Here is a 26420-nt window from a genome sequence, read left to right as displayed (position 1 = left end):
AAACACTTCCTTTGTAAATAAATTAGTATCTAGTCATATAAACCCATAGAGATATACTTTTCTCCTCCATCTGGTGCTATAGCCAATACTTTCTTGCCTTTTCCAATTTCTTTAGCTGCCTTTAATGCTGCCTTTAATGCTGCACCAGCTGATATCCCTATAAGTACTCCTTCATTTGAAGCAACTTCTCTTGCTCCTTCAAATGCTTCATCATCTGTTATCTGTATAACCTTGTCTACAACATTCTTATCATATATCTCTGGAATAAATCCAGCACCTATACCCTGTATTTTATGAGCACCTGGAGCGCCTCCTGAAATAACTGGTGAATTCGCTGGCTCTACAGCTATTATAGTTATATCTTTCTTCATTTCCTTAAGCTTCTTACCTACTCCTGATACAGTTCCACCAGTTCCAACACCTGCAACAAACACATCAAGATCAGGTATATCCTTTAAGATTTCTGCTGCTGTTGTTTCATAATGCTTTTGTGGATTTGCTGGGTTTGTAAACTGCTGAGGCATAAAGTATCCTTTTTCTTTTACAAGTTCTTCAGCTTTTGCTATTGCACCCTTCATTCCTTTCGAACCTTCAGTTAATACAAGTTCAGCTCCATAAGCTTTAACAAGACTTCTTCTTTCCTTACTCATTGATTCAGGCATAACTATTACAACTTTATAACCTTTTAATTTTCCTATCATTGCAATACCTATTCCCATATTTCCTGAAGTAGGTTCAACTAAAGTATCTCCAGGCTTAATCTTTCCATCCTTTTCTGCTCTTTCAATCATACCAAGTGCTGCTCTGTCTTTAATACTTCCTGCAGGGTTGTACTTTTCTAACTTTAAAAATACGTCTCCTCTTTCTCCTGCATCTATATTACTAATTTTTAATACTGGCGTACTTCCTATCAAGTCTAAAACATTGTTAAATACCATAATAAATTCCTCCTTATATTTTATTATTACATTTTTTATTTGTTCCCATTAATAACGACATACAAGCAATCCATTCGATACATATTGTGTAACTACTAACGATGATCATTGATCATCAATGATTGATCATTCTTCAACCTGCCATTACAGCAAACAAAATCGACTAAAATTCATTATTAAATAGAATAGAATATATAAAAAAGCTCCGTCTCTATAATTTAGAGACGAAGCTTAAACTCCGCGGTTCCACTCTACTTGAATATGTCCACCTTATCAAACACAATAATGTTCTATTACTATAACGGGTAATCCCGGGATACCATACTACAATTTCCGGCTCCTGCTCAAAAAGGGCACTTCACATAAATTATTGATAAAAGCTCTCAGCAACACTTTCTCTCTGTAATCATCCTTTATGATACTTTCCTTTATCACTGCATTTGAATTCTTACTAATACGATATGAATTACTATATTTATAGTATATTACTTGGTAATTTATTGTCAACACTTTTTAATTATTTATTTTATTCTATTTTTCTTTTTCCAAATAGGATATAATGTTTCATCAACAATATCATGTATAAGCACTGATCCAACAAGCTTTTTTTCATCATCTACTACTGGTATAGCAAGCAAATCATATTTATCAAGCAGCTCAACTGCCTCACTTATATCTTCTTTATAATTTATTGTCTTAAATTTTGTATTAGCAAATTCGCTCAGTTTCCTCATATTATCTTCTGCACCACTGTGAAGAATTATATTCTTATAACCAACATATCCTTTTATCTTATTATCATCATCTGTAATGTAAATTGTATTCATTACTTCCTCATCAGGATCCATGTCTTTTAAAAGCTCTATTGTTTCTTTTATTGTAATATCAAGACTTATAGAAATATAATCTGTATTCATTATCGAACCTACAGTTTCATCTTCATATTCAAGTAGTTCTTTTACTTCTTCTGCATCCTCATTCTGCATATTAACAAGCAGCTTCTCTCTTTCTTCTTCATTAAGGTCATCAAGCATATCTGCTATTTCATCGTTAGGCATACTTTCAAGAACTTCAACTACCTTTGTATCACTAAGTTCTTTTATTATTTCACCCTTCATTTCCTGATTAACCTCTTCAAGAGTATCTGCTATAAGATCTTCATCAAGATTTTCGAATATTTCTTTTCTCTGCGTAACATCAAGATCTTCGATAATATCAGCAAGATCTGCAGGATGCATTTGTGAAAGTTTATCAAATCTTTTTGAGATATGATACTTATCCTGTGACGAATCTATAACTTCTATTTCATCACAGCGTAATATTTTACAATTTATATTTTTACCAATGTGAAATAATACTCTATCCATTATATTGGTAAAAGTAATCCCCTCATATTTAGGTATATCTTTGCATTCAACTTTTCTTATTCTTATCTCTCCTGCTATCTCTTCCATAAATAACTCATTTACTTTAACAACAGTTTTTGTAGTAAGGTCAACAACCTTTTTGTTAAGCAAATCTCTGTTAAGTAAATAACTGTATGTTCTCGGAAGAATCTCTCTGCTTCCTTTTGTAACTATCTTTATTCTACCATTATCTTTCTGATAAAAACTTATATTTCTAAATTCATAATCAAGTATCAGACTTCCTTTTTTTATCTGATACCCAATAACTCTAAGAGTCCCACTTTCAGATGTAGTATAGATATCTTTAATTTCGCCTAAAGATCCACCAAATTCATCAAGCACACTTTTATTTAAGATATCGTTAAAACCGAAAGAACTTAATTTAATCATTATTCTTACTCCTCCATTATGAGAAAAAGAGAAACAATAATAATTAAATATTAACCTTACTGTCTCTTTTTCTATTTTTTCAATCTAATATAAGGCCCCGAATCCACTTGTATATCACTCTCCCTTTTTTATGTGAATTAAACCTTAATTCTGCTTAACGCAAAATTCTACACTATATTTTATCATTAATAGTATATACATATCTACTCAAAATATATTTTTCTTATTATTTTTATGAACATATTTTATCCATTTTTTCAACTTGTCCACAACTTTAGCATAATGGTTGTTATTTAAATTTACTCTTTCTTATGTTACTATATGTAAAGATAACTAAATGTCTTACATGATTATTTCTTATTATTTTAATTTTGACATTTCAGTCAACATACTCTTTATAAGAAGGAGAAAATATATGAACTTAGCAAAAGATTTTCTTCCTATATGTAAGGAAGATTTAAAAAAGCGAAATATAGAACAACTTGATTTCATTATTGTGTCTGGCGATGCCTATGTAGATCATCCATCATTCGGTACTGCAATAATTGGAAGAACGCTTGAGGCAAACGGATATACTGTTGGTATAATTGCACAACCTGACTGGCATAATGCCGAAGACTTCAAGAAGTTAGGTAGACCAAAGTATGCTTTCCTTGTAAACTCAGGTAATATAGATTCAATGGTAAACCACTATACTGCTGCCAAAAGAAGAAGACATGATGATCTTTATTCTCCAGGTGGAAAATCAGGTTACAGACCAGACAGAGCCGTAATTGTCTACTGTAATAGAGTCCGTGAAGCATATAAAGATATTCCTATAGTAATCGGTGGAATCGAAGCAAGTCTTAGAAGATTTGCGCATTATGATTACTGGGATAACAAAGTTAGAAGAAGTATCCTCGTTGACTCTAAGGCAGATCTCTTATCTTATGGTATGGGCGAAAAGACAATAGTTCAGATTGCCGATATGATGAAATATGGTATGTCAATCGACAAAATGACTGATATTAGAGGAACATGCTATTTAACAAAGGATATTTCAAAATTACAAAACTATGTGGAAGTTCCTTCATTTGAAGACGTCTCTACTGATAAGATGAAATATGCAGAAAGTTTCAGAAAAGAAGCTCTTGAACAAGATTCTATAGTTGGAAAAGGCATAATACAAAAACATGGTGACTGGTATCTCGTTGAAAATCCTCAGCAGGTTCCTTTAACTGAAGAGGAAATGGACTTTACATATAATCTTCCTTACAAAAGAACATATCACCCAATATATGAACCTCTAGGCGGAATACCTGCCATCAAGGAAGTTAAGTTCTCAATCACAAGCCATAGAGGTTGCTTTGGATCATGTTCCTTCTGCGCTTTAACTTTCCACCAGGGAAGAGTAATTCAAAACAGAAGCGGTGATTCAATAGTAGATGAAGCAAAGCTTCTTACTACACTTAGCGACTTTAAAGGATATATACATGATATAGGTGGTCCTACTGCTAACTTCAGACATAGAGCATGTAAAAAGCAGGAACAGTTTGGCACATGCAAAACTAAACAGTGTATGTTCCCAAAACCATGTAAAAACTTAATTGTAGATCATTCTGAATATCTTTCAGTTTTAAAAAGAGTACGCAACATTCCTACAATAAAGAAGGTCTTCGTCAGAAGTGGAATTAGATATGATTACCTGATTGAAGATAAAAATCAGGAATTCATGCGTGAACTTTGCAAATATCATATAAGTGGTCAGCTTAAGGTTGCTCCTGAACATGTAAGTGATAAAGTTCTTACTCAGATGGGTAAGCCAAGCAGAGCTGTATATGACAGATTTGTTAAAAAGTATTATGAAACAAATAAAAAGGTTGGAATGAACCAGTTCCTAGTTCCATACTTAATGAGCTCACATCCAGGAAGTGACCTTGATGCTGCCATTGAACTTGCTTTATATATAAGAGATATGAAGTATATGCCAGAGCAGGTTCAGGACTTCTACCCTACACCTGGAAGTCTTTCAACTACAATGTACTATACAGGAATCAACCCAATGACTGGCGAACATGTTTATGTTCCAAAAACACAGGAAGAAAAAGATATGCAGAGAGCACTTCTGCAGTTTAAAGTTCCTAAGAACTATAACCTTGTAAAGAAAGCACTTTTATTAGCACATAGAGAAGATCTTATTGGTAAAGGACCAAACTGTCTAATAGATTGGAATCCTCCAAAAGAAAGCAGATACAGTGACAAAGGAAAAGCCCCTCATGGTAAGTTCAAACATATAAGCGCTGGTACAGGTTCAAAAAGTAACAGAAGAGCTAAACCAGAAAATGATAAACGCAGCTCATCACACAGCAAAAAGAGCAGATTAAAAAATAGCAGAAGAAAAACAAGTTAGTCTAATTTAAAATTGTATGAAAGAATCAGTAGGCGCTGCTTACTGATTCTTTATTTTATGGAGGTTCTACCGCCAAACAACCATAGTCTTTGACCTGTGACCTATAACTTATTAAAGTTGTCATTTATAAGAATTATTATACCAGTATTACTTTTATCCCTTTATCTTTAATCTTCTTAATTTCTAATTTATCAGCATCTTTATTTGTAATAAGAATACTGATTTTTTCAATTTCGTCTACTACTGAAAAGCCAGTCCTTCCAATTTTATAAGATGGTACCAATACAACACTACTTATGGAGTTTTCGATTACAGTCTTATGTAAAGCCGCTGTATTTATTGATGTATTACTCAGTCCATATTCACTGCTTACACCATATCCTGTTAAAAATCCCTTATCAAACCTCATTGCCTCTAACTGTCTTAGAGTCATCATATCATCGCAGACACCTCTGCATCTCATTTTTCCACCTAAAACATATACATCAATATTATCATGATATGACAGTTCATCTGCAATACGTACAGAATTAGTTACTACAGAGTAGCGAAAAACATGTGGATTTTATCTCTCTTTTCAGTCCATCTATAATTGTTTCTCCATTCTCAATTTCACCGCCAGGATACTCCCATCCTTTTCTTGGGTTCTTGACAAGCAGTATTTTATTTGCTTCGTTAAAAATAATTCCACCTGCTGCTACAATATGGGTTGGTAGTTCCATATTATCATCTCCAAAACTTATAATTTATTTTTCTTTTATACAATTACTATATCTATTCCTTGATTCCTTATTTTTTCAACTTCATCTTCAACAGCTTCACAATCAGTAATTATTCTGCTGATGTCTTTTATATCTGCTATCTTTGATAAAGACTCAACGCCGAACTTTGTATTTGGTATAAGCCATATAGTTTCTCTTGCAGAATTCATTACAGCAGTCTGCAGTGATGCTGCTTCAAATGAAGTATTGCTCAAACCGAACTGTGATGAAATGCATGGCCCAGCAATAAATGCTAAATCAATTTTGATGTTTTGCAAAAACTGAAGTGTTAAAGAGTCACGCATATTGCCGTGGCCCCTCACTTTTCCCGGCATAATATACACATCAACATTTTCAAATTTTCTAAGCTCATCTGCAGTTATTATGGAATTTGTTATTACAGTGTATTTAATATTCAGTGGCAGATGCTTAATCATCAGATAATCAATGCTTGTCCCGCCAATATAAATCGTTTCTCTTTCTTTAATATAATAACATGCTTTTTCTGCAATAGCATCGTAATAAGGATTGATATCTTTAATATCTCTTCCAAAAACTACCTGAGGATACTTTAAACATAATTCAAACATTCCTTGTGTCTTAGCCAATATCCTTCTGCTGTTTTTATTTAAATTAACTAGTACCAGTCTTTCAGTACTATTATCAGACTCCTGACATATAAGAAATCCTTTTTCTATATCCACATCAAAATTTATTATCTCTACATTTTTACCTTCTGATAATTTATTAGTGTATATACTTTGTTCATTTTTATTTTCTATATCATACATATATACTCTGAATTATTTATTTATATCCTTTAATTTCAAATATCTGACATTGTCATTATCTTTCCAGAACAATATATCTCCGCTGATCATTTTTACATCCTCGTTATTAGGATCGTTCACAAACCAGCCGTTAGCTGTCTCATACAGTTTCTTATCCTTTATAGAGTATATAGAAAGCTTGTCATCATTCCATATTACATATTCATCTTTTATTATAGTATTACATGGAATTTTCCCACACTGAAGAACAAAATCATCTTTTTTCTTTTCGATATTGTATGCATGAATCTTGTCTTTAATCTGGAATGCCACATTAGGATAATGTATTGAAGTACTGATTTTCTCTGAAGATTTTGCAAGCAGTGTCTTCTTTTTATTCTTAATGTCTAACAGTGTAAGCAGATTAAAAGTAACATTCTTTTTATCACTACTTCTTGCCCCAATAATCATATATCCATTCTTTAGATCAATATCAAATGAATACATACCTATTAAATCCTTCTCACTAAAATTAATCTTATAAATTGTACTTACTTTATGACTATATATTCCGTACTCAAATCAAAGCCTTCAATAACATCTGATTTTTTTGTTTTTCTGTCGGCTATCTTAAGCTCAACGTTATTTCTTCTGTAAACAACTTTATCATCTGATATTCCTATAATATCTTTGGTATCTCTTACGTCATCGCCTAATGATAAAGTCTTTATCTTATCACTAGGAACTTCATCACCCTTTAGTCTCTTCTCCTGCTTTACAGCTTTGTTTATATCTGCTTTTTTAGGTGTTTGTTTAGTGAACATAAACCCATAATAAGCAATTCCTGCTATGCATATCACTATTATAGCAGAAATAAGAACAATAAAACTCTTCTTTCTATCTCCCATAATGCCTCTCACCCCTGATATACCAATTACTTATCTAAATTCATATAATGCAGAAACATCTCCACCAAATTTAACAACCTCATCTTTAGTTTTATTCTTTTCATCTTTCAGATAAATTGACCGGCTATCGTTATAGACATAGTTGCTGCCATCTATGATTTTACACAAACTTCTTTCATCTTTTATATCAATAACCTTTCCTGTCTTAAGCTTGTCCTCCAGATCATTTAAATAAAAAAAGAGTTGCAAGACATATTACGAAGCCTCGTCGTTCCCTACGGTTTCTCCAAGTCGTTTCTTTATATGTCTTGCAACCCTTATATTACTAAAGGATGAAATTTCATTATATAATTTTTTATTAAAATCATTTTTACAAGTTGTAGAATACCTCAAAAGATTTCATTGTATAATAATGATCTTTAACTCCACAAAGTTCTCTTATAGAATGCATTGCAAGTAATGCTGTTCCCATGTCAACAGAACGTATTGGCAAATGAGTTGATGATATAGGTCCAATAGTTGAACCACCTGCCATATCTGATCTATTAACAAATTTCTGCACTGGAACCTTTGCAACTCTGCATATTTCTTCATATACTGCACTTGAATCAGCATCTGAAGTGTAACTCTGAGAGGCTGCTATCTTTATTACTGGTCCACCATTTACTACTGGTCTTACAACTGGATCCTGTTTTGAACCATAGTTAGGATGTACCGCATGTGCAACATCTGATGAAATAATGAATGACTTTTTAAGTGCTCTAAGGTAATCTTCTTTATTTCCTCCAAGAACAAGTACAATTCGCTCAAGAAGGAAAGCTAAAAAGTCAGAATCAGCTCCTTGCTTAGTTCTAGAACCAACTTCTTCATTATCAAAACATACAAGTACATTTGTAGCATCAACTTTTCTTGAATTAAGAAGAGCTTTAAGTCCAGCATGTACAAGCTCAAGGTCATCTATTCTTGAAGAAGATATAAATTCATCATTTAATCCTATGATTGAGCCTTTTTCAAATTCATAAAGGTATAAATCAAAATCAAGTACATCTTTTTCATTAACATTAAGTTCTTTAGCTATAACTTTTACAAGGAAGTTATCCTTTTCGAATTTTTCGTTAATCATGCTTAATAAAGGAAGTGTATCAGTCTGTGGATTGATTTTCACTCCATTATTAATATCTCTGTTCATGTGTATAGCTAAATTAGGTATTATCATTATTGGCTTCTTAATATTTAATAATCTTGTTTCAGGTCTTAATGGATTCTTTCCCCTTAGCATAACTCTTCCTGCAAGTGATAAAGGCCTGTCAAACCATGTATTTAATATTGGCCCGCCGTAGACTTCAGTATTAAGCTTTAAATACTTTCCTTCTGGAGTCATTTCAGGAATTGGCTTGATCTTGAATGTTGGAGAATCTGTATGTGCTCCGATAATCTTAAAACCTGCTTCTTGAGGATCTTTCTTACCAACAACAAATGCAGCTATAGCAGAATCATTAGTTGTCACATAATACTTTCCGCCATTTTTAATATCCCACTTATCTCCTGCATCAAGTTCATTAAATCCTTCTTTTTTAAGTATATTTTTTATATTACTTACTGCATGAAAAGCAGTAGGTGAATCATATAAAAAATCAATAAGCTCCCTAGCTAGTTCTTTTTCCATTTAACTTCCTCTTTCCACAATAATTTTTCTTACTTAAATTATCTGTATGTAATCTGTTTTAACGTATCCATCCTTGATAGATCCGTTGACTTTAGCTTCTATGTAGTACCATCCGTTAGTAGTATTCTTTATCGTTACTTCTGATCCTGGAAGAAGATAAGCAACTACTGAATAATTCGTTCCTGCACCTTTTCTCACGTTCAAGTTTGTTGATACATTTACAACCTTACCCTTTGATTCCTTCGAAACACTGCTACTTGATGAAGTAGCACCTGAATTAGTAGATGGTATTATGTTTATATATTGTTTTGCAGCATATCCTTCTTTACCATCCTTCAATCTTATTTTATACCAGCTTCCTTGTTCTGACAATATTGTAACTTCTGTATTGTTCGTAACATATGCTACTACAGAATAATTAGTACCTGCACCTTTTCTTACATTTAAGTTTGTTGATACATTAACTACTTTTCCCTTTTTAACAGAGGATGTTGCTGAATTATTATTAGTGTTATTAGAGTTACTTCCATTATTATTTGCTGAAGAACCTGAACCTGATGAAGTGTTTCCACCAGTAGCACTTCCTGTACTGCTTATTATACTTATGTAGCTTTTGCTTACAAAGCCAGTTTTATTAGTATTAAACGTTATATTATACCATCCATTCTGCTCATAATTAACCGTAACTTCCTGTCCATTTTTCAGCTGTGCTACTACTGAACCGCTTGTTGATGCAGAGCTTCTAACATTAAGGCTTGTTGATATATTTACAACTTTACCTTTCTTAGCTGATGTTGTTGTATTATTTGAACTGCTGCCGCTGTTTGTACTTCCACTATTAGTACTTCCACTGCTACCGGAAGATGAATTTGAGCCTGATGAAATACTGCCGCTTGTATTACTTCCTGAACTGCTTGTTATGCTTATGTAGTTTTTGCTTACAAAGCCAGTTTTCTTTGTATCAAACGTTATGTTGTACCAGCCGTTTTCTTCGTAATTAACTGTAACTTCTTGTCCATTCTTTAGATATGAAATTACTGAACCATTACTTGATGCTGAATTTCTTACATTAAGGCTTGTTGATACATTTACAACTTTACCCTTCTTGACTGATGTTATTGTATTATTTGAGTCACTTGTACTGTTATTGCTTCCTCCACTGCTTGTACCATTATTTGAAGATGAGCTGTTTACTGTAATATAATTCTTGCTTGCGTAACCAAACTTTGTTTCACCATAGCTTGAGTATGCAACTTTGTACCAGCCATTTTCTTCTCCATATATGTTAACTGTACTGTCCTTCTTTAGACTTCCTACAACTGCTGATGATCCATTTGCAGACTCTCTTACATTTAAAGTTGAATTTACATTAACAACTTTTCCTGTATATAATATCTTTTCATCTGATATACTGCCAGCTGAACTACTGCCACCTGAAATAACATTTTTAAAATATGTCCATAACCCCGGATTATCCTGTATCATCATTTTAGGGCATATTTTTCTTGAAACATCATAATGTCTGACTACTCTTTCTGCAGGAATATTATATTTCTGCATAAGATACTTTGTAAGAGCTATACCATTTTCAAGTGTCTTATTAAAATCATTATCAGCATTAACACAAAGCTCAATTCCTATTGTATTAGAGTTATTTATAAGTGGATTATTTCCATCTCCAACGTGCCATCCTCTCCAGTTGTCCTCAAGACACTGAATAATATTAGCCTGGTCTACTGTGTAATGTGCTGATGCCTTTGCATCTACATGATTGGCAAAATAATTTCTATTTGCCATCGCATTTGCTCCAACTCTTCTATTATCTGTATCATGAATAACTATATATTTCGGTACAATAATTACTCCTTTAGAATAATTTCTGTTTATTAGCTGTTTATTAATTGTAATACCATTTAGTGTCGGCATTATCGTTTTAGCTTGATGATCTTTTATGTCTTCTACTGCACTAATTGAATTATTATTATTTGTATCGGCAAGTACAGTTTTAGCTGCTGTTACGTTCATAGCAACTGTGGATGTAGCTATTATAGCTGTTATCTTCTTTTTATCCACTTGGTCTCACCTATCTTCCTTATTTAATTTTATATTATGATTATATCATCTACTTTTCTTTATCGGAATACAATTAGTACTAATAAAGGATTTTTTGCATTTTTTCCTCTGTATTTTATTTTGTATATGTATGATATAATTATTAAAAACACTTAATGAAAGGACCGTTAATAGATGTTTGCAAATTATATAATTAGACGTATTACAAATGATAGTAATGACATTAAGAGTGAAAAAGTCAGAGTTAAGGTCGGATATATTTCAGGAATAGTAGGAATAATTATTAACTCACTTTTATTTGCAGTCAAGCTATTCGTAGGAATGATATCAGGTAGTGTGGCTATAATGGCAGATTCCTTTAACAATCTTTCTGATGCCAGTTCCTGTATTATTACAATAATAGGCTTTAAACTTTCAAGTATGCCTGCTGACAAGGAACATCCATTCGGACATGGACGACTTGAGTATATCTCGGCGCTTATCGTTGCTTTTATGGTAATGGTTGTAGGCCTTCAATTTGTGAAAACTTCTTTTGAAAGGATTTTTAATCCTTCTGAAATTACTTTTGAAATGATTCCATTTATATTACTGCTTATTTCTATTTTATTTAAAGTTTTTCTAGCTATGTTTAATGGTAGCTTAGGAAAGAAAATAGAATCAAGTGCGTTAAAAGCATCTGCATTTGACTCAATAGGTGATGTAATAACAACTTCTGTAGTTGCCTTATCATTCCTTGCATCAAAATTCACTAAGATACCTATAGACGGTTACATAGGTCTTATAGTTTCTCTTATAATTTTATATTCATCATTTAGTCTTATAAAAGAAACTTTAAATCCACTTATAGGTGAAGCTCCCGATGAAAAACTTGTTGCCGGTATAAATGAAGGTGTTATGGCATTTGATCATATAATAGGTGTTCACGATCTTATGATTCATAATTATGGTCCTGGTAAAATTATGGCATCAATTCATGCAGAAGTTCCTGCAAACCTTGATTTGATAACAGTTCATGAAGTAATTGATGATGCTGAGAAGAAACTTTCTAGCAAATTCAATATAATTCTTGTTATCCACATGGATCCAGTTTCATTAGATAATAAAGAAATTAATGAAACAAGAGCAGAACTTGAAAAAATTATCAAATACAATCCTCTAATTGAATCTATGCATGATTTTAGAATGGTCGGAAAAGGTGAACATAAAAATTTGATATTTGATGTGGTTGTTTATAACGATAAAGTTAAGAAAATATCTTCTGAAAAGGAGATTATTGATCAGTTGACTGAAGCAATAAAAGATATACACCCATCCTATAACTGCGTAATAACAATAGATAAAAAATATGCATAATAGATTAGAGATATGAGATTAGATTGAATAGAACAGGATGAAATTAGTTCTCTTCGATCACTAATTTCTAAATCTTAATGGAGGCAAATTCTCCAAACCATCTAAATAGTGATACTTACTCTATTTAAAAGACCATACCAAATATTTGACTGGTATGGTCTTTTGCTTCTTGGCTTTGAAACTTCATAAGAGTTCCATCCCTCATTGATGAATGCCCTTGTTCCTTGTGTCTAAGCTTTTATCATGAATAGCCCTTTTCACTTTTATAATACTTTTGATAAAAAATCTTTTGTTCTTGCATTCTTTGGATTAGAAAATATATCTGCTGGTTTTCCTTCTTCAAGTATTTTTCCATCATCCATAAACAGGATTCTGTCCCCAACTTCTCTTGCGAATCCCATTTCATGTGTAACAACGACCATTGTCATCCCCTCTTTAGCAAGGTCCTTCATTACGTTTAATACTTCTCCAACCATCTCTGGATCAAGTGCTGATGTTGGTTCATCAAACAGCATTACATCTGGCTCCATAGCAAGAGCTCTGGCTATTGCTATTCTCTGTTTCTGTCCCCCTGATAAAGAAGATGGATAAACATTAGCTTTCTCACTAAGTCCAACTTTTTCCAAAAGGCTATATGCCTTCTTTTCAGCCTCTGCTCTGGTAAGACCTTTTACCTTAATTGGAGCAAGCGTTATATTTTCGATAACTGTTTTATGCGGAAACAGATTAAACCCCTGAAAGACCATCCCCATGTTCTCTCTTATCTTATTAATATCTGAATTTTTATCTGTTATATCTTTTTCTTCAAATACTACTGTTCCCTCTGAAGGTTCTTCAAGCCTGTTGAGGCATCTTAAAAAAGTGCTCTTTCCTGAACCTGAAGGTCCTATTATTACAACAACTTCACCTTTCTCAACATTTTCCGATATGCCCTTTAGCACCTCATGACCATTAAACTCTTTATGAAGATTATTGATGTGAATCACTCTTTTTCAGCCTCCTTTCAAGCTTTGCAAGACCTCTTGATAAAGAAAATGTAATTACAAAGTAAATAGCAGCTGCCACATATAATGGTGGAAGTCCATTATATAAAGTTCCGCCAACTGTCTGTGCATTAAACATCAATTCACCAACACCTATTATTGATACAATTGCTGATTCCTTAATTACTGCAATAAACTCATTTCCTAAAGCAGGAAGTATATTTTTTAAAGCCTGTGGAATTATTATTTCCCTCATAGCCATACTTTTTTTCATTCCAAGACTTCTTGCTGCTTCCATCTGTCCAGTATCCACTGCCCCAATTCCTGCTCTTATTATTTCTGCAACATATGCTCCAGAATTTAATGAAAGTGCTATTATTCCAGTAACAAGGTCAGGAAGATTAAGACCTATATTAGAAAGTCCTAAATATACTATCCATATCTGAACAAGTGAAGGTGTACCTCTTACAAATTCTATATAAGCACCTGCTATAAACCTTAATATTTTGTTTTCTGACAATTTCATAAGGCTTAATAACAAACCTAACACTGTCCCAAATATAACTGCAAAAAAAGCTATTACAATTGTTATCCCTGCACCTTTAAGAAAGAATGGATAATAGTCTTTCATAAATTCAAAGCTCACTGCTCTCTCCCCTTTATTAGATAGTTTTAATTATTCAGCCTGACTTACTGCATCATTAAAGAACTGCTCTAGTTTTCCTTCACTCTTTAATTTTGCTATAGTTTTATTTATTGATGATTGAAGATCTGTTTCACCTTTCTTCATAGCTACTGCAAATGCTTTAGTAGAAGTATCCTTCATTACAACGTCTGCTAATTCAAGATTAGGATTTGCCTTAACTGTAAGCATTGCAACTGGCTTGTCTAATAATACTGCATCAACTTTACCACCCTGTAAAGTAAGCACACAGTCAGTAACCTTACCAAGAGACTTAAGTTCTTTAGGCTTTAATGTTTTTGACTGATTTTCCTGAACACTTGCTTTCTGAACAGCTAATGTTTTACCTTCAACATCTTTTTCTGATTTATACTTACCAGCCTCACCTTTCTTTACAACAAGCTGGCTTGAAGAATCATAATAACCATCTGAAAATAAAACATTTTTTTCTCTTTTAGGTGTTGGATTCATTCCTGATACTACTATGTCAAGTTTACCTGCCTGAAGTGCTGGTAAAAGGCCACTAAAATCCATACTTTTAATTTCATATTCAACACCCATATCTTTTGCTACTGCTTTAATTATTTCAGCATCCATACCAATGATATTGCCTTGTTTATCCTTAAACTCAAATGGTGCAAAATCTGGACTTAATCCTACTACAATCTTTTTCTTTGATTTTATATTACTTAGTCCCATATTTTCTTTTTTGGCTCCGCAGCCCATAACCCCAATTGTCATAGCTGCAATCAATGTTCCTACAATTATTTTTTTTATAATACCCTTCTTCATATAATTATCCCCCCTGCTAAAAATTACTTATTGTCTTCCATATGTATTATTATACATCTTTTATGCATATTTGCAATACTTTTTTGAATATTTATTAGTTTTTTATGCATACGTGCCCTTAAATATGCATATAAAAAAAGAAACACACATTAAAAAATGTATGTTTCTGATAAATATTTTTTGTTCTTATTTTATTTTCACATTTGTCAGTGCATGAAGAGCTCTTGTTGATATTACATACTTTATAAGATCTTCTTTCTTCTCTTCTTTGTCTGAATCAATCATTACTACAGCATCGAATTCAAGTCCCTTTGCGTAATATGAAGGGATGATAACTATTCCGCCTCTGTATATTACATATTCATTATCGAATTTAAATAAATGAATTCTGTCATTGACTATCTTATTTATTCTTTCCAGTTCATCAACATCCTTAGTAATAACTGCAATGCTTTCAAAGCCTTCTTCTCTGAATTCATTAATACTATCAACTACTGCATCTCTTATTTCTTCATCACTTTCAGCCTTAATTGTAACAACAGGCTTACCATTTCTTACAATCGGAACTATCTTTTCCTCATTAAGATACTGATTTGCGTACTGCATTATTTCATAAGTAGATCTGTAGCTCTTGCTTAATTCATAATGCTCAATGTCCTTTTCATTCCAAACATTGCATAAATCAAGCATTGGAGCTTTCTCTGTAAACTTAACAATTCTCTGATTAGAGTCTCCAACTATAGTGAAGTGCTTACAATCTGTAAGTTCTCTTATAACAATAAACTGAAGGCTGCTGTAATCCTGAGCTTCATCAATTATTATATGTCTGAACTGATTTTTAGCTTTTTTGCCGTCAAGCTTAATCATTAAGTATAATATTGGAGCTAAATCAAATACTGAAAGCCTTTCCTTCTTGATAAATTTCTTATAAAGTTCTACAATACTTTCATTATCAAGGAAAGAGGCCACTCTCTTCTTAGCATCCATAGATTCTCTTACAATTTCTCTTATTCTGATATTTCTTCTAAAGTCCATATCTGATTCAACAAGTGCTAACTGTTCCTCTGATAAAGAAGCTTTAGTATCAGCAAGTTCTTTATCAAACTTATACACAAGCTCATTTCTCTTGTCTTTTATCTTAGACTCAATTATTCTCTTCATCTTCTGAGTTCTTCTGAATAAAGGCATATATGCATAATAATTGGTATAAAGCTCATTTATTTCATCTATATCAACTATAACCTCGTCAAAGTATTTTACTTGTTCAAATGTAAAGTGATTTTTTTCAAGATAAGCTATAAAATCATCAAGTTCCTTAATAAATTCACTGCTGTATTTCTTCTTGGCATCCTCAATGAATTCCTTATCTCCACCAATTACTCTTTCAAGGAACTCATTGTATTCTATAATAGATTCTTTTAAACCTATTTCCTCTATAGCGTAATTAGTGAAAGTCTCCTGCATAACACCTGTTTCACCCAATGTTGGAAGCACCTGCGAAATGTATTCCATAAAGATTGAATTCGGTCCTAAAATAAGCACCTTGCCTTCTAGCTCTTTTCTATAATTGTAAAGAAGATAAGCAACTCTATGTAGAGCTATAGTTGTCTTACCGCTACCTGCAACACCATTGACTACTATAGTCTTGCTTCTAGAAGCTCTGATTATCTTATCCTGCTCTTCCTGGATAGTCATTACTATATCCTGAAGTTTTTCATTAGAATTTGAGCTTAATACCATCTGTAGTATTTCATCCTTGACATCTATTGCAGAATCAAATATTCCTTTAAGCTGTCCTTTCTTAACGATAAGCTGTCTTCTTCCTAATATATCAACATCGACTTTTCCATCTGGAGCCGTATACTGTGCTTTACCAAGTCCTCCATGATAAAACAGTGAAGCAATCGGCGCTCTCCAGTCTACAATTTCAGGTTCATAGCTTCCTTCTTCTGTAAGTCCGAATCTTCCTATATAGATATTATCAAGTTCACCTGATAATTCATCTTCGAAATTAATTCTTCCAAAGTAAGGAGATTCCTTTAAGATTGTAAGTTCCTTAAGCTTTCTATCAATTGTACTATAAGCTTCTTCTTTTACATAAAGTTCGTGATCAAAATATTCAGCCACTTTATCTTCATCATCTTTATATTCTTCAAGAATCTTTTCTCTATATTTTCTTATATAATCTGAAATATACTGTCTTCTTGCTATAAAACTTAAAGTTTCATTATTAATAACATTAAGAGTATTTTTTAATTTTATATTTTCAGCTAAAAACTCAGCTTGTTTTTCCTGACTCATTTCTTTATTTTCCACAAAAGTTCCTACCTTTCATCTCTGTTCCGAAAAAATAACTCAACCTAGACAATACATCAAGCTTTATTTTCTATTTGCAAAAAATACTAACTACCAAAAATGGGCAGCACTACGTCCACCCATTTTTTGTATTAGTTTTTATAAGTTATCTTTATTATCTTCATCATTTATTACTGAATCAATATTGTTTCCAGTTAACTCATTGTTTTTTTCTGAAGTTTCTTTTTCCCAATCAGATAAAGCATTTTCTCTAGAATTATCTGCTGGTGATTCTAAAGCTTCATTCTTTTCAGCATCACGTTCTTCGATTTCTCTTGCCTTTTCAAGTTCAGCTTCTAAAATTCTTTTTTCTTCCTGTTCTCTTTCCTTCTTTTTCTTATCTGCCTCTTCTTCAAGCTTCTTCTTTTCAGCATCACGCTTTTCTTTCTCTATCTTTTTTTCAGGATATTTCTTATAGATTATATCCATAAATTCATCACCTAAGATTGTTTCTTTTTCAAGAAGCACATTAGCAATTTCAGTAAGTAAATCTCTGTTATCCTCTAATATCTTCTTAGCTGTCTCATGACATGCCTTAACAATTTTTAATACTTCTTTATCTATTTCTGTTGCTGTTTCAGCTGAACAGTTCATAACAGGTCTTCCATCAAGATATCTATTTTCAGCAGACTCAAGGCCCATCATATCAAACCTCTCTGTCATACCATATATTGTAACCATTCTTCTTGCTGATTTACTTGCTCTTTCAATATCATTAGATGCTCCAGTAGAAACCATATTAAATTCTACTTCTTCGGCAGATCTTCCACCAAGCATAACAGCAATTTCATCAAGCATTTCTTCTCTGCTTACAAGATACTTATCTTCTTCTGGAAGCTGCATTGTGTATCCAAGTGCTCCCATAGTTCTAGGTACAATTGTAATCTTATGAACTGGATCTGTATTCTTAAGCATTGCTGCTACAAGAGCGTGACCTACTTCATGATAAGCTACACAGTTCTTTTCCTTTGGTGACATTATTCTGTCTTTCTTTTCCTTACCAGCAATTACAACTTCAATAGCTTCTTCCAAGTCTTCCTGTATAACAAATCTTCTTCTCTGCTTAACTGCTCTGATAGCCGCTTCATTAACAATGTTTGCAAGATCTGCACCGACAGCACCAGGTGTTCCCTTAGCTACTGCTTCCAAATCTACTTCATCATCCATCTTTACGTCTTTAGCATGAACTTTTAAAATAGCAATTCTACCCTTTAAGTCTGGTCTGTCAACGATAACTCTTCTATCAAATCTACCTGGTCTTAAAAGTGCCTGATCAAGTACTTCAGGTCTGTTTGTAGCTGCTAATATTACTACTCCCTTTGAAGCATCAAAACCATCCATTTCAGAAAGCAACTGATTTAATGTCTGTTCTCTTTCATCATTTCCCTGGATAGAGCCTTCTCTGCTCTTACCAATCGCATCTATTTCATCAATAAATACAATACATGGAGCTTTTTCTCCTGCCTGCTTGAATAAGTCTCTTACTCTTGCGGCTCCCATACCAACGAACATCTCAACAAAATCAGAACCTGACATTGAGAAAAATGGTACTTTTGCTTCACCTGCAACAGCTTTTGCAAGTAATGTTTTACCTGTTCCTGGAGGTCCTACAAGCAATGCACCTTTAGGAAGTTTAGCTCCAATATCTTTATATGACTGAGGATTATGCAAGAAATCAACTATTTCTTTTAATGATTCCTTAGCTTCTTCCTGACCAGCTACATCATCAAAACTCACTCCTGTTTCGGCCTCTGCATATAATTTAGCATTGTTCTTGCCAAATGACATAACACCTCCGCCCATCTTTTTATCCATTTTACCAAACATTAGTTTACCAAAAATAATTACTGATAATAATGGAAGTATCCAGTAAACTAATATTTCTGTAAATGATATTGTTTCAGGTGCTGTTCCTGAATATTTGAATGGATGCTCTTTTCTTATAGTTTCAAGTTCCTGTACAAGATTAGGATTAGATACTCTCCAAACATATAATGTCATTCCATTGTATCCAGCATTACTCTTTGGCTTTATTTCAATTTTACTTGATCCAATTGAAATTTCCTCTACCTTTCCTTCTTTAAGAAGATTGATAAATTCGCTATACGGTATATCTTTTGTAGTTAGCGTTGCTTTTGTAAAGTTAAACATCATTATTAATCCGATACCAATTACTGCATAAAGGATAATATATTTTAATTTCTTATTGTCCTTGAACATTACTGCACCTCTCTTTTGTTGAAATTAAATCTATTTTGCTAATTCATACATTGCATTGCCATAGATTTTAGCACATGCAACAAGATCTTCTATTTCTATATATTCATTAGCCTGATGGTCTAAATCAGGCTTTCCTGGAAATATTGGTCCAAATGCAACTATGTTATCCATACATTTTGCATATGTTCCTCCTCCAATAGCAAGAAGTTCTGCTTCTTTTCCTGTTTCTTCTGTATAAACTTTTTGTAGTGTTTTAATAAGTTCTGAATTCTTATCAATATGAAGCGGCTTTTGATGTGCTATTACATCTATTTTATATCCATTTTCATTAGCCATCTTCTTTAACGGCTCTAACACATCCTCATCTGTCTTTGTAACAGGATATCTTAAATTGCTTGTTGATACTATTTTCTTTCCATCGTATTTAATGATTCCAAGGTTGTAACTTAATGCACCAGATTCATCATCATTCATTGCAACTCCCATACCTTTTCCTGTAGTATCAAAACCTATATTTTCACTCATTGTTTCTATATATCTTGCTAAAGTTCTTTCTCCACCAAATGCATGAAGTACCTTACATATTGCAACTATTGCATTCTTTCCTTTTTCAGGTGTACTTCCATGAGCAGAAATTCCATAAGCCTTAATATGAATAGTATGATCTTTTTCAGCATTCACTACTACTTCTATCTGAGTCTTACGTTTAACTTCATCAACTATATCAATAAGATGGTTTATATCTTTATATTTTATAATTGCTTCGCAATAATCAGGTACCATATTAGCCTTGTTTCCGCCATTGATTGAAAGCACTTCAACATCTCCATTACCAAGTACAGGATGTATAGTTGGTGTTTTCATTTCAAATGTAAGTATCCCTTTTTCTGCAAAAATTATAGGGAATTCAGCATCTGGTGTAAAACCGGCACATGGCATTGGTTCATTCTTTAAATAATGTGCTATATCAATGTCACTTCCGTTTTCCTCATCTATACCAAATATTATTCTTATCCTTTTTGATAATTTAATACCACTATCTTTAATAGCTTTTAATCCATATAATGAAGCCATCATAGGTCCTTTATCATCAAGAGCTCCTCTTGCATAAATTTTGCCGTCATGTATTTCTGCACCATATGGTGGATAAAACCATCCATCTCCCTCTGGTACAACATCAAGATGTCCTAGTACTGCAACGTATTCATCACCCTCACCATATTCAACATAACCTACAATACCATCTAAGTTTACAGTCTTAAATCCCATATCCTTAGCTATGTTAAGAGTTGTCTCAAGAACCTTTTCTGCTCCAGACCCAAACTTCTTGTTTCCTTCATTATACTTTACAACACTATTAATTCTTAATATCTTTTGTGTATCCTTGACTAATTCTTCTTTTAATTCATCTATTCTTTCTATTAACAACTAAATTCCCCCAATCGTTACTCAATTATTGTACGCTTCCAATTCTATCGAATGGAAATACTCTAATTCTTACCTTTCCTTTTATATCACTTTTATCGATATAAGGATTCTTCCAGTACCTGGCGTCATCAGATATTTCTCTATCATCACCAAGCATTAGATATTTTCCATTTGGGATCTTAAAATGTCCTTCTGTGGGACTTGGATACTTAACATAACTCTCATTAAGTTTCTTACCATTAATGTATACTATCCCCTTATCATCAATATCTACATTTTCTCCCGGAAGTCCAACAACCCTTTTTACAAACAAATCATCGTATTCTCTTGAATAAAATGTAATGATATCTCCACGTTTGATAGACTTATAATCATATATTACAGTAGACATAAGTCTATCTTTTTTTAGCAGTGTTGGAGTCATAGACCCTGATTTCACTTCAATTTGAAAGATAAGAAAATGATTAACTAGCAGTACAACTATAACTGCTACAGCTATAGGCATAATCCAGTCAAAAAAGAAATTATTTTCAACCTTCTCATCCATCCAAAACATCTCCCCTTCCCTTATAAAATAAGAATGCCATCTTACTTCTTATCACTTAATAGTTCCAATTCTATCCAAAGGCAGTATCGTAAATCTGACTTTACCTTTTATATCACTCTTATCTATATAAGGGTTATTCCAATACCTTGCATCCTCAGATATTTCTCTGTTATCACCAAGCATTAGATACTTCCCTTCTGGAATCTTAAAATGTCCTTCTTTGGGACTTGGATGTTTAACATAATCTTCTTTTAATTCTTTGCCATTTATATAGACCTTTCCAGTATCATCAATATCTACTGTTTCACCTGGCAGGCCGACAACTCGTTTTACAAACCACTGAGAATTATACTCTCTCGATACAAATACAAGTACATCTCCTCTTTTGATAGAGTCATAATTATATATCCTTGAAACTAAAAGTCTGTCATTCTTTTCAATTGTAGGTATCATTGATCCTGTAGGAACTTTTATCTGAAAAATCAAAAACCTGTTTATTAGTAATACTATTAAAAAAGCTATTCCAACAGGCATAATCCAGTCAAAGAAAAAATTACTTTTTCCCAGTGACTTCTGGTTCATGTTAATCCCACATCCCTTCTACAAGATTCTTTACTTCGTCTTTCCTTTTATTTGTCAATTCCTCATCAACCTTATAAAAGCCGTCAGAATATACTAAAACATCTCCATCTTTTATATTACCATTAATCTGTGTCAATTTTATGTCTATCATCTTTTGATTTTCCATTTCACAGACTACGTAACCATCTTCAATTCTATCAACTATAAGAGTTTCTTTCTTCATATTGAATTCCCCTTTAATAGAAAATGTACTTTATTATTCTAACCTAATCATTATATCATACTTAATTAATATTGAATAACTAAAAATAAATAATAATTTATGAACTTACTACATTATCTCGTTCTGAATTATCTCTTCGTAAGTCTCTCTCCTGCATATTAATTTTGACTGACCGTTTTCTACCATTACAACAGCCGGTCTTGGATTTTTATTATAGTTGCTACTCATTGAATACCCATAGGCGCCTGTTGTAGTTATAGCAATCAAGTCGCCACTTTTTATTGATGGAAGTTCAATTGAATCAACTAATATATCTCCTGATTCACAGCACTTTCCTGCAAGTGTTACTACTTCATTATCATCTGAAATAACATTATTGGCAACAGCGCATTCATACTTTGCTTTATATAGTGATGGTCTTATGTTATCAGACATTCCACCATCTACAGATACATACTTTCTTATGTTTGGAATATCCTTTATTGATCCAGCTGTATATAATGTAGTTCCAGCATTCCCTACTATACTTCTTCCAGGTTCTATTGTCAGTACTGGAATATTCATATCATTTTCTCTACAGAAATCATCAACTGTCTTCAGAATTACAGTGGTATACTCTTCAATAGACTTTGGTGTATCTCCCTCTGTATAATAGATACCAAACCCTCCGCCTAAATCAAGCTCCTTAATCTCATATCCTGTATGATCCTTTATTTTCTTTATAAGTGTCAGCATTATCTTTGCTGCATCCATATATGGTTCTGTATCAAATATCTGAGACCCTATATGACAATGAAGTCCTGCAAGTTCAATATTACTCATATCTTCTGCCTTATTAATTATATCTAACAGAACTTCCTTTTCAGGAGTAAAACCAAACTTAGAGTCTATCTGTCCAGTTTTTATATAATCATGAGTATGTGCCTCTATACCTGGTGCAACTCTTAGATATATTCTTTGTTTTACATTATACCTTTTTGCTATCTCATTTAAATTTTCTATTTCGTAAAAATTATCAACTACAAATGTACCAACCCCATACTTTACTCCCATTTCGATTTCATCAAGTGTTTTGTTATTTCCATGAAATAATACCCTATTCATTGGGAATTCAGCTTTATGTGCTGTAAATAATTCTCCTGCTGATACAACATCTAGATACATACTGCATTCTTCTATAATCCTGCACATATATAATGTTAAAAATGCCTTTCCTGCATATGCTACCCTATTCCTTCCTTCATTACATCTGAATGAATCACAATATCTTCTACAGTTACTTCTTATAAGAGCCTCATCCATAATGTAAAGAGGAGTCCCAAATCTATCTGCAAGCTCTGTTGTCTTTACCTTTCCTATTGTCAGTTCATTATTTTCCACTTTCATATTTCCTAATAATTTCATCTTATAGCCCCTTCCTAAGACACTTTGGTAAAACAAAACGCCACAGTTATAAACTGTGACGTGCAAAGCTAATTAATAGAAAGTTTTCTTTATTCTTATACATTAAAGCAAACTTCTTACCTTGTAGCTCTCCACTCATTTTAGTGACAGTCATACATATATTTTATGCATGCCCAGAATAAATTGTTTCCATTAATTAATTCTTCGGCCATAATTCCTTTCAGTGTTTATCACTGCTTTTGGAAAACTCAAAACACTTATTAATAATTACGGCACCTCTACCTTGGTCTTATACAATTCAATTTTTGTTAATTATACCACATTACATTTTATTTAACAACATTATTTAGCTATTATGTCTATATTTTTCCATTAAACTGCTAAATATATCTCCTGTAGTTGGCGGAGTATATGTTATAGCATTCGCACCCGCTCTTATTGTTTCCAGTATGCTCTCATCTGTAGGACCACCTGTAGCTATGATTGGGAATGTAGGGAACATATCTCTTATCTTCTTTACAATCTTAGCTGTATTTCTTCCTCCAGAAACATTAATTATAGTCGCCCCAGCTTCTATTCTTCCTTCAATATCCTCATTTTCTGAAACTACAGTAACTATTATTGGTATATCAATAGTATCTCTTAAAGCACTTACTATCTCATTTGATGTAGGTGCATTCACTACAACTCCTACAGCCCCTTTAAATTCAGCATCAAGAGCAAGATTTAGAACTCTTTTCCCTTGAGTTATTCCTCCGCCAACACCGCAGAATACAGGAACATCTGCTGCCATTACTAGTGACTGGGTTATTATAGGCTGTGGAGTAAATGGATATACTGCAATTACAGCGTCTGCATTAGTATTTTTGATTATAGCTACATCTGTAGTAAATACAAGAGATTTTATTCTCTTACCAAATATCTTTATTCCACTTGCATCTCTTATAACAGCTGGAACTTCAATAAGGTGATTTCTTAAATTGCTTCTTACTTCCGGAACATATTTAGGATGCTTCACATTATTATTCATTCAATATTCCCCCCTAACCATTTTTTTACGCACATTAAATTATATACTTTTTCTTAATTTTTTTCTCATCCTTTTTATAACTTTTCTGTTAATATTGTTTTACAATATGATACTTATCTTATTTTTTAGTGTAATTGAGTTTTCATCTACCTCACATGAATAAGCCATTACTTCTACCCCATGTTCTGCTGCATATTTCAACGCTTTACTAAATTCCGGGTCTTTTTCATTATTGGGTGTAAAGTATTTTACATTATCCATCTGTATTAAAAAAAGAACACCTGCACCATTATTATTGTTCTTTGCATCTACAAGTTCCATGATATGCTTTCTTCCTCTTTCAGTTGGTGCATCAGGAAACATTACTACTCCACTTTCCTCCAATGTTGCTCCCTTTACTTCTAAAAAATATTGTTTTCCTTTATCATCAGTAAGTCTGAAATCAAATCTACTGTTTCCATATGTTTTTTCACGTTCTATTACATTATATGATCTAAGATTTTCAATTTTTTTATTTTTCAATGCTTCATCAATAACTTTATTAGGAACCTGTGAATCTATATTTATAAGCTTATCATTTTTATATGCAGCTATTAAATCATATTTTGTTTTTCTATTTTCACCTGGTTCATATCTTAAAATCACTGTACATCCTTCTACAAGAATTTCTTTGCATCGTCCTGTATTGGGCACATGTACCATAACTTCATCTTCACCAATTTTTACGTATGCCTGAAATCTATTAGGTCGTTTTATAAATTGTGCTTTAATTATTTCCTTTGTGAAAATCATTTTAACACCTCTTTTATCTTTATTTAGTATAACATTATTTTTTCTATCAGGAAATCTTATTATATTCGAATATTAAAAAAGCTGCCTTATATCAAGACAGCTTAATCTACTTGTTTTCGCACATATAGAAACTCGATATACGATATATCATATACCGAGTTACCTAAAGTTATGGTGACTTCTAGGGGAATCGAACCCCTGTTACCACCGTGAAAGGGTGGTGTCTTAACCGCTTGACCAAGAAGCCATACTAACCTGGCTACCACTTACTCTCCCACACGGTCTCCCATGCAGTACCATCAGCTGTAATTGGCTTAACCATCCTGTTCGGAATGGGAAGGGGTGTAACCCAAAAACACATTATAACCAGATGCATGTTGAGTCAAAATCTTCGATTTTGCCACGAAACAGCACTCATTCGAACGTACGTGAGAATGAGTTTCCTTTTCGCTAGCTTAACTTCTGATTTTTAACAACAATTTCTTTGAAAGAATGTTCTTTCAAAATTGCATATAAGTGACAGCCCAAATCTTCGATTTGACTGCTGGAACTTACTCCTCAGCTTGCTGAGTGAGTTTCCTTTTTAAAACTACATTTCTTATTGGTCAAGCCCTCGATCTATTAGTATCAGTCAGCTAAATATGTTACCACACTTACACCTCTGACCTATCAACCTTGTGTTCTTCAAGGGATCTTACTAGCTTACGCTATGGGAAATCTAATCTTGA

Annotated in this window: 24 protein-coding genes, 1 tRNA gene, 2 rRNA genes, 1 riboswitch and 1 other annotated feature; of the genes, 2 read left to right on the top strand and 25 right to left on the bottom strand. The window is 32.8% G+C overall.

Features of this window, described 5'->3' with window-relative positions; all coding sequences use genetic code 11:
* Positions 1 to 29 precede the first annotated feature (29 nt).
* Positions 30 to 938, bottom strand: a complete 909-nt coding sequence (gene cysK / locus FYJ33_RS10055) for a cysteine synthase A (protein WP_154531605.1) — start codon at positions 936 to 938, stop codon at positions 30 to 32.
* A gap of 217 nt (positions 939 to 1155) precedes the next feature.
* Positions 1156 to 1382, bottom strand: a binding site (T-box leader).
* A 77-nt stretch (positions 1383 to 1459) separates the two neighbouring features.
* Positions 1460 to 2734, bottom strand: coding sequence for a magnesium transporter MgtE N-terminal domain-containing protein (locus FYJ33_RS10050; protein ID WP_154531604.1), 1275 nt, complete (start codon positions 2732 to 2734; stop codon positions 1460 to 1462).
* A 415-nt stretch (positions 2735 to 3149) separates the two neighbouring features.
* On the opposite strand from FYJ33_RS10050, the gene FYJ33_RS10045 reads away from it, so the two are divergent.
* Entirely contained in the window at positions 3150 to 5123 is a 1974-nt protein-coding gene (locus tag FYJ33_RS10045) for a YgiQ family radical SAM protein (RefSeq protein ID WP_154531603.1), read from the top strand.
* A 136-nt stretch (positions 5124 to 5259) separates the two neighbouring features.
* Here the strand turns inward: FYJ33_RS10045 and FYJ33_RS10040 are convergent, their stop codons facing one another.
* The 8 genes from FYJ33_RS10040 to FYJ33_RS10005 form a co-directional block, all read right to left on the bottom strand.
* Positions 5260 to 5613: a DeoR/GlpR family DNA-binding transcription regulator gene (locus tag FYJ33_RS10040; protein ID WP_328598684.1), complete on the bottom strand. Its 354-nt coding sequence runs from the start codon at positions 5611 to 5613 to the stop codon at positions 5260 to 5262.
* A 40-nt stretch (positions 5614 to 5653) separates the two neighbouring features.
* Positions 5654 to 5845, bottom strand: coding sequence for an NUDIX hydrolase (locus tag FYJ33_RS10035; protein WP_154531601.1), 192 nt, complete (start codon positions 5843 to 5845; stop codon positions 5654 to 5656).
* A gap of 35 nt (positions 5846 to 5880) precedes the next feature.
* On the bottom strand, positions 5881 to 6675 hold the full coding sequence (locus FYJ33_RS10030; protein WP_154531600.1) for a DeoR/GlpR family DNA-binding transcription regulator: 795 nt from the start codon (positions 6673 to 6675) through the stop codon (positions 5881 to 5883).
* Positions 6676 to 6687: 12 nt separating this feature from the next.
* The gene (locus FYJ33_RS10025) at positions 6688 to 7161 is read right to left on the bottom strand and encodes a hypothetical protein (protein WP_154531599.1); all 474 of its coding nucleotides are present in this window, start codon (positions 7159 to 7161) and stop codon (positions 6688 to 6690) included.
* 44 nt (positions 7162 to 7205) lie between these two features.
* Positions 7206 to 7562, bottom strand: a complete 357-nt coding sequence (locus tag FYJ33_RS10020; RefSeq protein WP_154531598.1) for a hypothetical protein — start codon at positions 7560 to 7562, stop codon at positions 7206 to 7208.
* 30 nt (positions 7563 to 7592) lie between these two features.
* The gene (locus FYJ33_RS10015) at positions 7593 to 7811 is read right to left on the bottom strand and encodes a hypothetical protein (protein ID WP_154531597.1); all 219 of its coding nucleotides are present in this window, start codon (positions 7809 to 7811) and stop codon (positions 7593 to 7595) included.
* Between the two features lie 121 nt (positions 7812 to 7932).
* Positions 7933 to 9228: a M18 family aminopeptidase gene (locus FYJ33_RS10010; RefSeq protein ID WP_154531596.1), complete on the bottom strand. Its 1296-nt coding sequence runs from the start codon at positions 9226 to 9228 to the stop codon at positions 7933 to 7935.
* Positions 9229 to 9261: 33 nt separating this feature from the next.
* Positions 9262 to 11301, bottom strand: coding sequence for an SH3 domain-containing protein (locus tag FYJ33_RS10005; protein ID WP_154531595.1), 2040 nt, complete (start codon positions 11299 to 11301; stop codon positions 9262 to 9264).
* Between the two features lie 174 nt (positions 11302 to 11475).
* Between FYJ33_RS10005 and FYJ33_RS10000 the strand changes: the two genes are divergently transcribed.
* Positions 11476 to 12654, top strand: coding sequence for a cation diffusion facilitator family transporter (locus FYJ33_RS10000; RefSeq protein ID WP_154531594.1), 1179 nt, complete (start codon positions 11476 to 11478; stop codon positions 12652 to 12654).
* A 263-nt stretch (positions 12655 to 12917) separates the two neighbouring features.
* Here FYJ33_RS10000 and FYJ33_RS09995 read toward each other — a convergent pair whose 3' ends face one another.
* The 15 genes from FYJ33_RS09995 to FYJ33_RS09925 all read right to left on the bottom strand — a co-directional run.
* Positions 12918 to 13640, bottom strand: a complete 723-nt coding sequence (locus tag FYJ33_RS09995; RefSeq protein WP_277643287.1) for an amino acid ABC transporter ATP-binding protein — start codon at positions 13638 to 13640, stop codon at positions 12918 to 12920.
* The gene (locus FYJ33_RS09990) at positions 13624 to 14283 is read right to left on the bottom strand and encodes an amino acid ABC transporter permease (RefSeq protein WP_277643286.1); all 660 of its coding nucleotides are present in this window, start codon (positions 14281 to 14283) and stop codon (positions 13624 to 13626) included. The genes FYJ33_RS09995 and FYJ33_RS09990 overlap by 17 nt, the downstream gene beginning before the upstream one ends.
* 30 nt (positions 14284 to 14313) lie before the next feature.
* Entirely contained in the window at positions 14314 to 15111 is a 798-nt protein-coding gene (locus tag FYJ33_RS09985; protein ID WP_154531593.1) for a transporter substrate-binding domain-containing protein, read from the bottom strand.
* 186 nt (positions 15112 to 15297) lie between these two features.
* Positions 15298 to 17412 (bottom strand): HelD family protein, encoded by a 2115-nt coding sequence (locus tag FYJ33_RS09980; protein WP_154531637.1) that lies wholly within the window; start codon positions 17410 to 17412, stop codon positions 15298 to 15300.
* Positions 17413 to 17565: 153 nt separating this feature from the next.
* Complete coding sequence (ftsH, locus tag FYJ33_RS09975; protein WP_154531592.1) at positions 17566 to 19686, bottom strand: ATP-dependent zinc metalloprotease FtsH; 2121 nt, start codon at positions 19684 to 19686, stop codon at positions 17566 to 17568.
* 30 nt (positions 19687 to 19716) lie between these two features.
* Positions 19717 to 21114: a dipeptidase PepV gene (gene pepV / locus FYJ33_RS09970; protein ID WP_154531591.1), complete on the bottom strand. Its 1398-nt coding sequence runs from the start codon at positions 21112 to 21114 to the stop codon at positions 19717 to 19719.
* Positions 21115 to 21139: 25 nt separating this feature from the next.
* Positions 21140 to 21661 carry a signal peptidase I gene (gene lepB, locus FYJ33_RS09965; protein ID WP_154531590.1) on the bottom strand — a complete coding sequence of 174 codons (522 nt, stop codon included), beginning with the start codon at positions 21659 to 21661 and terminating at the stop codon, positions 21140 to 21142.
* Positions 21662 to 21712: 51 nt separating this feature from the next.
* Complete coding sequence (gene lepB, locus FYJ33_RS09960; protein ID WP_154531589.1) at positions 21713 to 22243, bottom strand: signal peptidase I; 531 nt, start codon at positions 22241 to 22243, stop codon at positions 21713 to 21715.
* A gap of 1 nt (position 22244) precedes the next feature.
* A complete protein-coding gene (locus tag FYJ33_RS09955) occupies positions 22245 to 22466 on the bottom strand; it encodes a DUF3006 domain-containing protein (protein WP_154531588.1) in 222 nt (73 codons plus the stop codon).
* A gap of 108 nt (positions 22467 to 22574) precedes the next feature.
* Positions 22575 to 23870 carry a diaminopimelate decarboxylase gene (lysA, locus tag FYJ33_RS09950; RefSeq protein WP_154531587.1) on the bottom strand — a complete coding sequence of 432 codons (1296 nt, stop codon included), beginning with the start codon at positions 23868 to 23870 and terminating at the stop codon, positions 22575 to 22577.
* A gap of 116 nt (positions 23871 to 23986) precedes the next feature.
* Positions 23987 to 24159: riboswitch (Lysine riboswitch) on the bottom strand.
* A gap of 57 nt (positions 24160 to 24216) precedes the next feature.
* A complete protein-coding gene (locus FYJ33_RS09945; RefSeq protein ID WP_154531586.1) occupies positions 24217 to 24900 on the bottom strand; it encodes a beta/alpha barrel domain-containing protein in 684 nt (227 codons plus the stop codon).
* 99 nt (positions 24901 to 24999) lie between these two features.
* On the bottom strand, positions 25000 to 25692 hold the full coding sequence (gene sfsA / locus FYJ33_RS09940; protein ID WP_154531585.1) for a DNA/RNA nuclease SfsA: 693 nt from the start codon (positions 25690 to 25692) through the stop codon (positions 25000 to 25002).
* 172 nt (positions 25693 to 25864) lie between these two features.
* Positions 25865 to 25939 (bottom strand) — tRNA-Glu (locus tag FYJ33_RS09935).
* A 6-nt stretch (positions 25940 to 25945) separates the two neighbouring features.
* A 5S ribosomal RNA gene (rrf, locus tag FYJ33_RS09930) occupies positions 25946 to 26063 on the bottom strand.
* Between the two features lie 230 nt (positions 26064 to 26293).
* Positions 26294 to 26420 (bottom strand): 23S ribosomal RNA (locus FYJ33_RS09925); the annotation flags it as partial.

The sequence above is a fragment of the Inconstantimicrobium porci genome, assembly GCF_009696465.1.
In the GTDB taxonomy this organism is placed as follows: domain Bacteria; phylum Bacillota; class Clostridia; order Clostridiales; family Clostridiaceae; genus Inconstantimicrobium; species Inconstantimicrobium porci.
This window is presented reverse-complemented; position numbering and strand designations above follow the sequence as displayed.

Coding starts and splice junctions, on each gene's coding strand:
- FYJ33_RS10030 (WP_154531600.1), bottom strand. CDS start 6,675: ATGTATGATATAGAAAATAAAAATGAACAAAGTATATACACTAATAAA.
- FYJ33_RS10010 (WP_154531596.1), bottom strand. CDS start 9,228: ATGGAAAAAGAACTAGCTAGGGAGCTTATTGATTTTTTATATGATTCA.
- FYJ33_RS10020 (WP_154531598.1), bottom strand. CDS start 7,562: ATGGGAGATAGAAAGAAGAGTTTTATTGTTCTTATTTCTGCTATAATA.
- FYJ33_RS10000 (WP_154531594.1), top strand. CDS start 11,476: ATGTTTGCAAATTATATAATTAGACGTATTACAAATGATAGTAATGAC.
- sfsA (WP_154531585.1), bottom strand. CDS start 25,692: ATGATTTTCACAAAGGAAATAATTAAAGCACAATTTATAAAACGACCT.
- FYJ33_RS10025 (WP_154531599.1), bottom strand. CDS start 7,161: ATGTATTCATTTGATATTGATCTAAAGAATGGATATATGATTATTGGG.
- lepB (WP_154531589.1), bottom strand. CDS start 22,243: ATGAACCAGAAGTCACTGGGAAAAAGTAATTTTTTCTTTGACTGGATT.
- FYJ33_RS09955 (WP_154531588.1), bottom strand. CDS start 22,466: ATGAAGAAAGAAACTCTTATAGTTGATAGAATTGAAGATGGTTACGTA.
- FYJ33_RS10050 (WP_154531604.1), bottom strand. CDS start 2,734: ATGATTAAATTAAGTTCTTTCGGTTTTAACGATATCTTAAATAAAAGT.
- FYJ33_RS10045 (WP_154531603.1), top strand. CDS start 3,150: ATGAACTTAGCAAAAGATTTTCTTCCTATATGTAAGGAAGATTTAAAA.
- FYJ33_RS09980 (WP_154531637.1), bottom strand. CDS start 17,412: ATGAGTCAGGAAAAACAAGCTGAGTTTTTAGCTGAAAATATAAAATTA.
- lepB (WP_154531590.1), bottom strand. CDS start 21,661: ATGGATGAGAAGGTTGAAAATAATTTCTTTTTTGACTGGATTATGCCT.
- FYJ33_RS09985 (WP_154531593.1), bottom strand. CDS start 15,111: ATGAAGAAGGGTATTATAAAAAAAATAATTGTAGGAACATTGATTGCA.
- FYJ33_RS09945 (WP_154531586.1), bottom strand. CDS start 24,900: ATGAATAATAATGTGAAGCATCCTAAATATGTTCCGGAAGTAAGAAGC.
- ftsH (WP_154531592.1), bottom strand. CDS start 19,686: ATGTTCAAGGACAATAAGAAATTAAAATATATTATCCTTTATGCAGTA.
- lysA (WP_154531587.1), bottom strand. CDS start 23,870: ATGAAATTATTAGGAAATATGAAAGTGGAAAATAATGAACTGACAATA.
- cysK (WP_154531605.1), bottom strand. CDS start 938: ATGGTATTTAACAATGTTTTAGACTTGATAGGAAGTACGCCAGTATTA.
- FYJ33_RS10035 (WP_154531601.1), bottom strand. CDS start 5,845: ATGGAACTACCAACCCATATTGTAGCAGCAGGTGGAATTATTTTTAAC.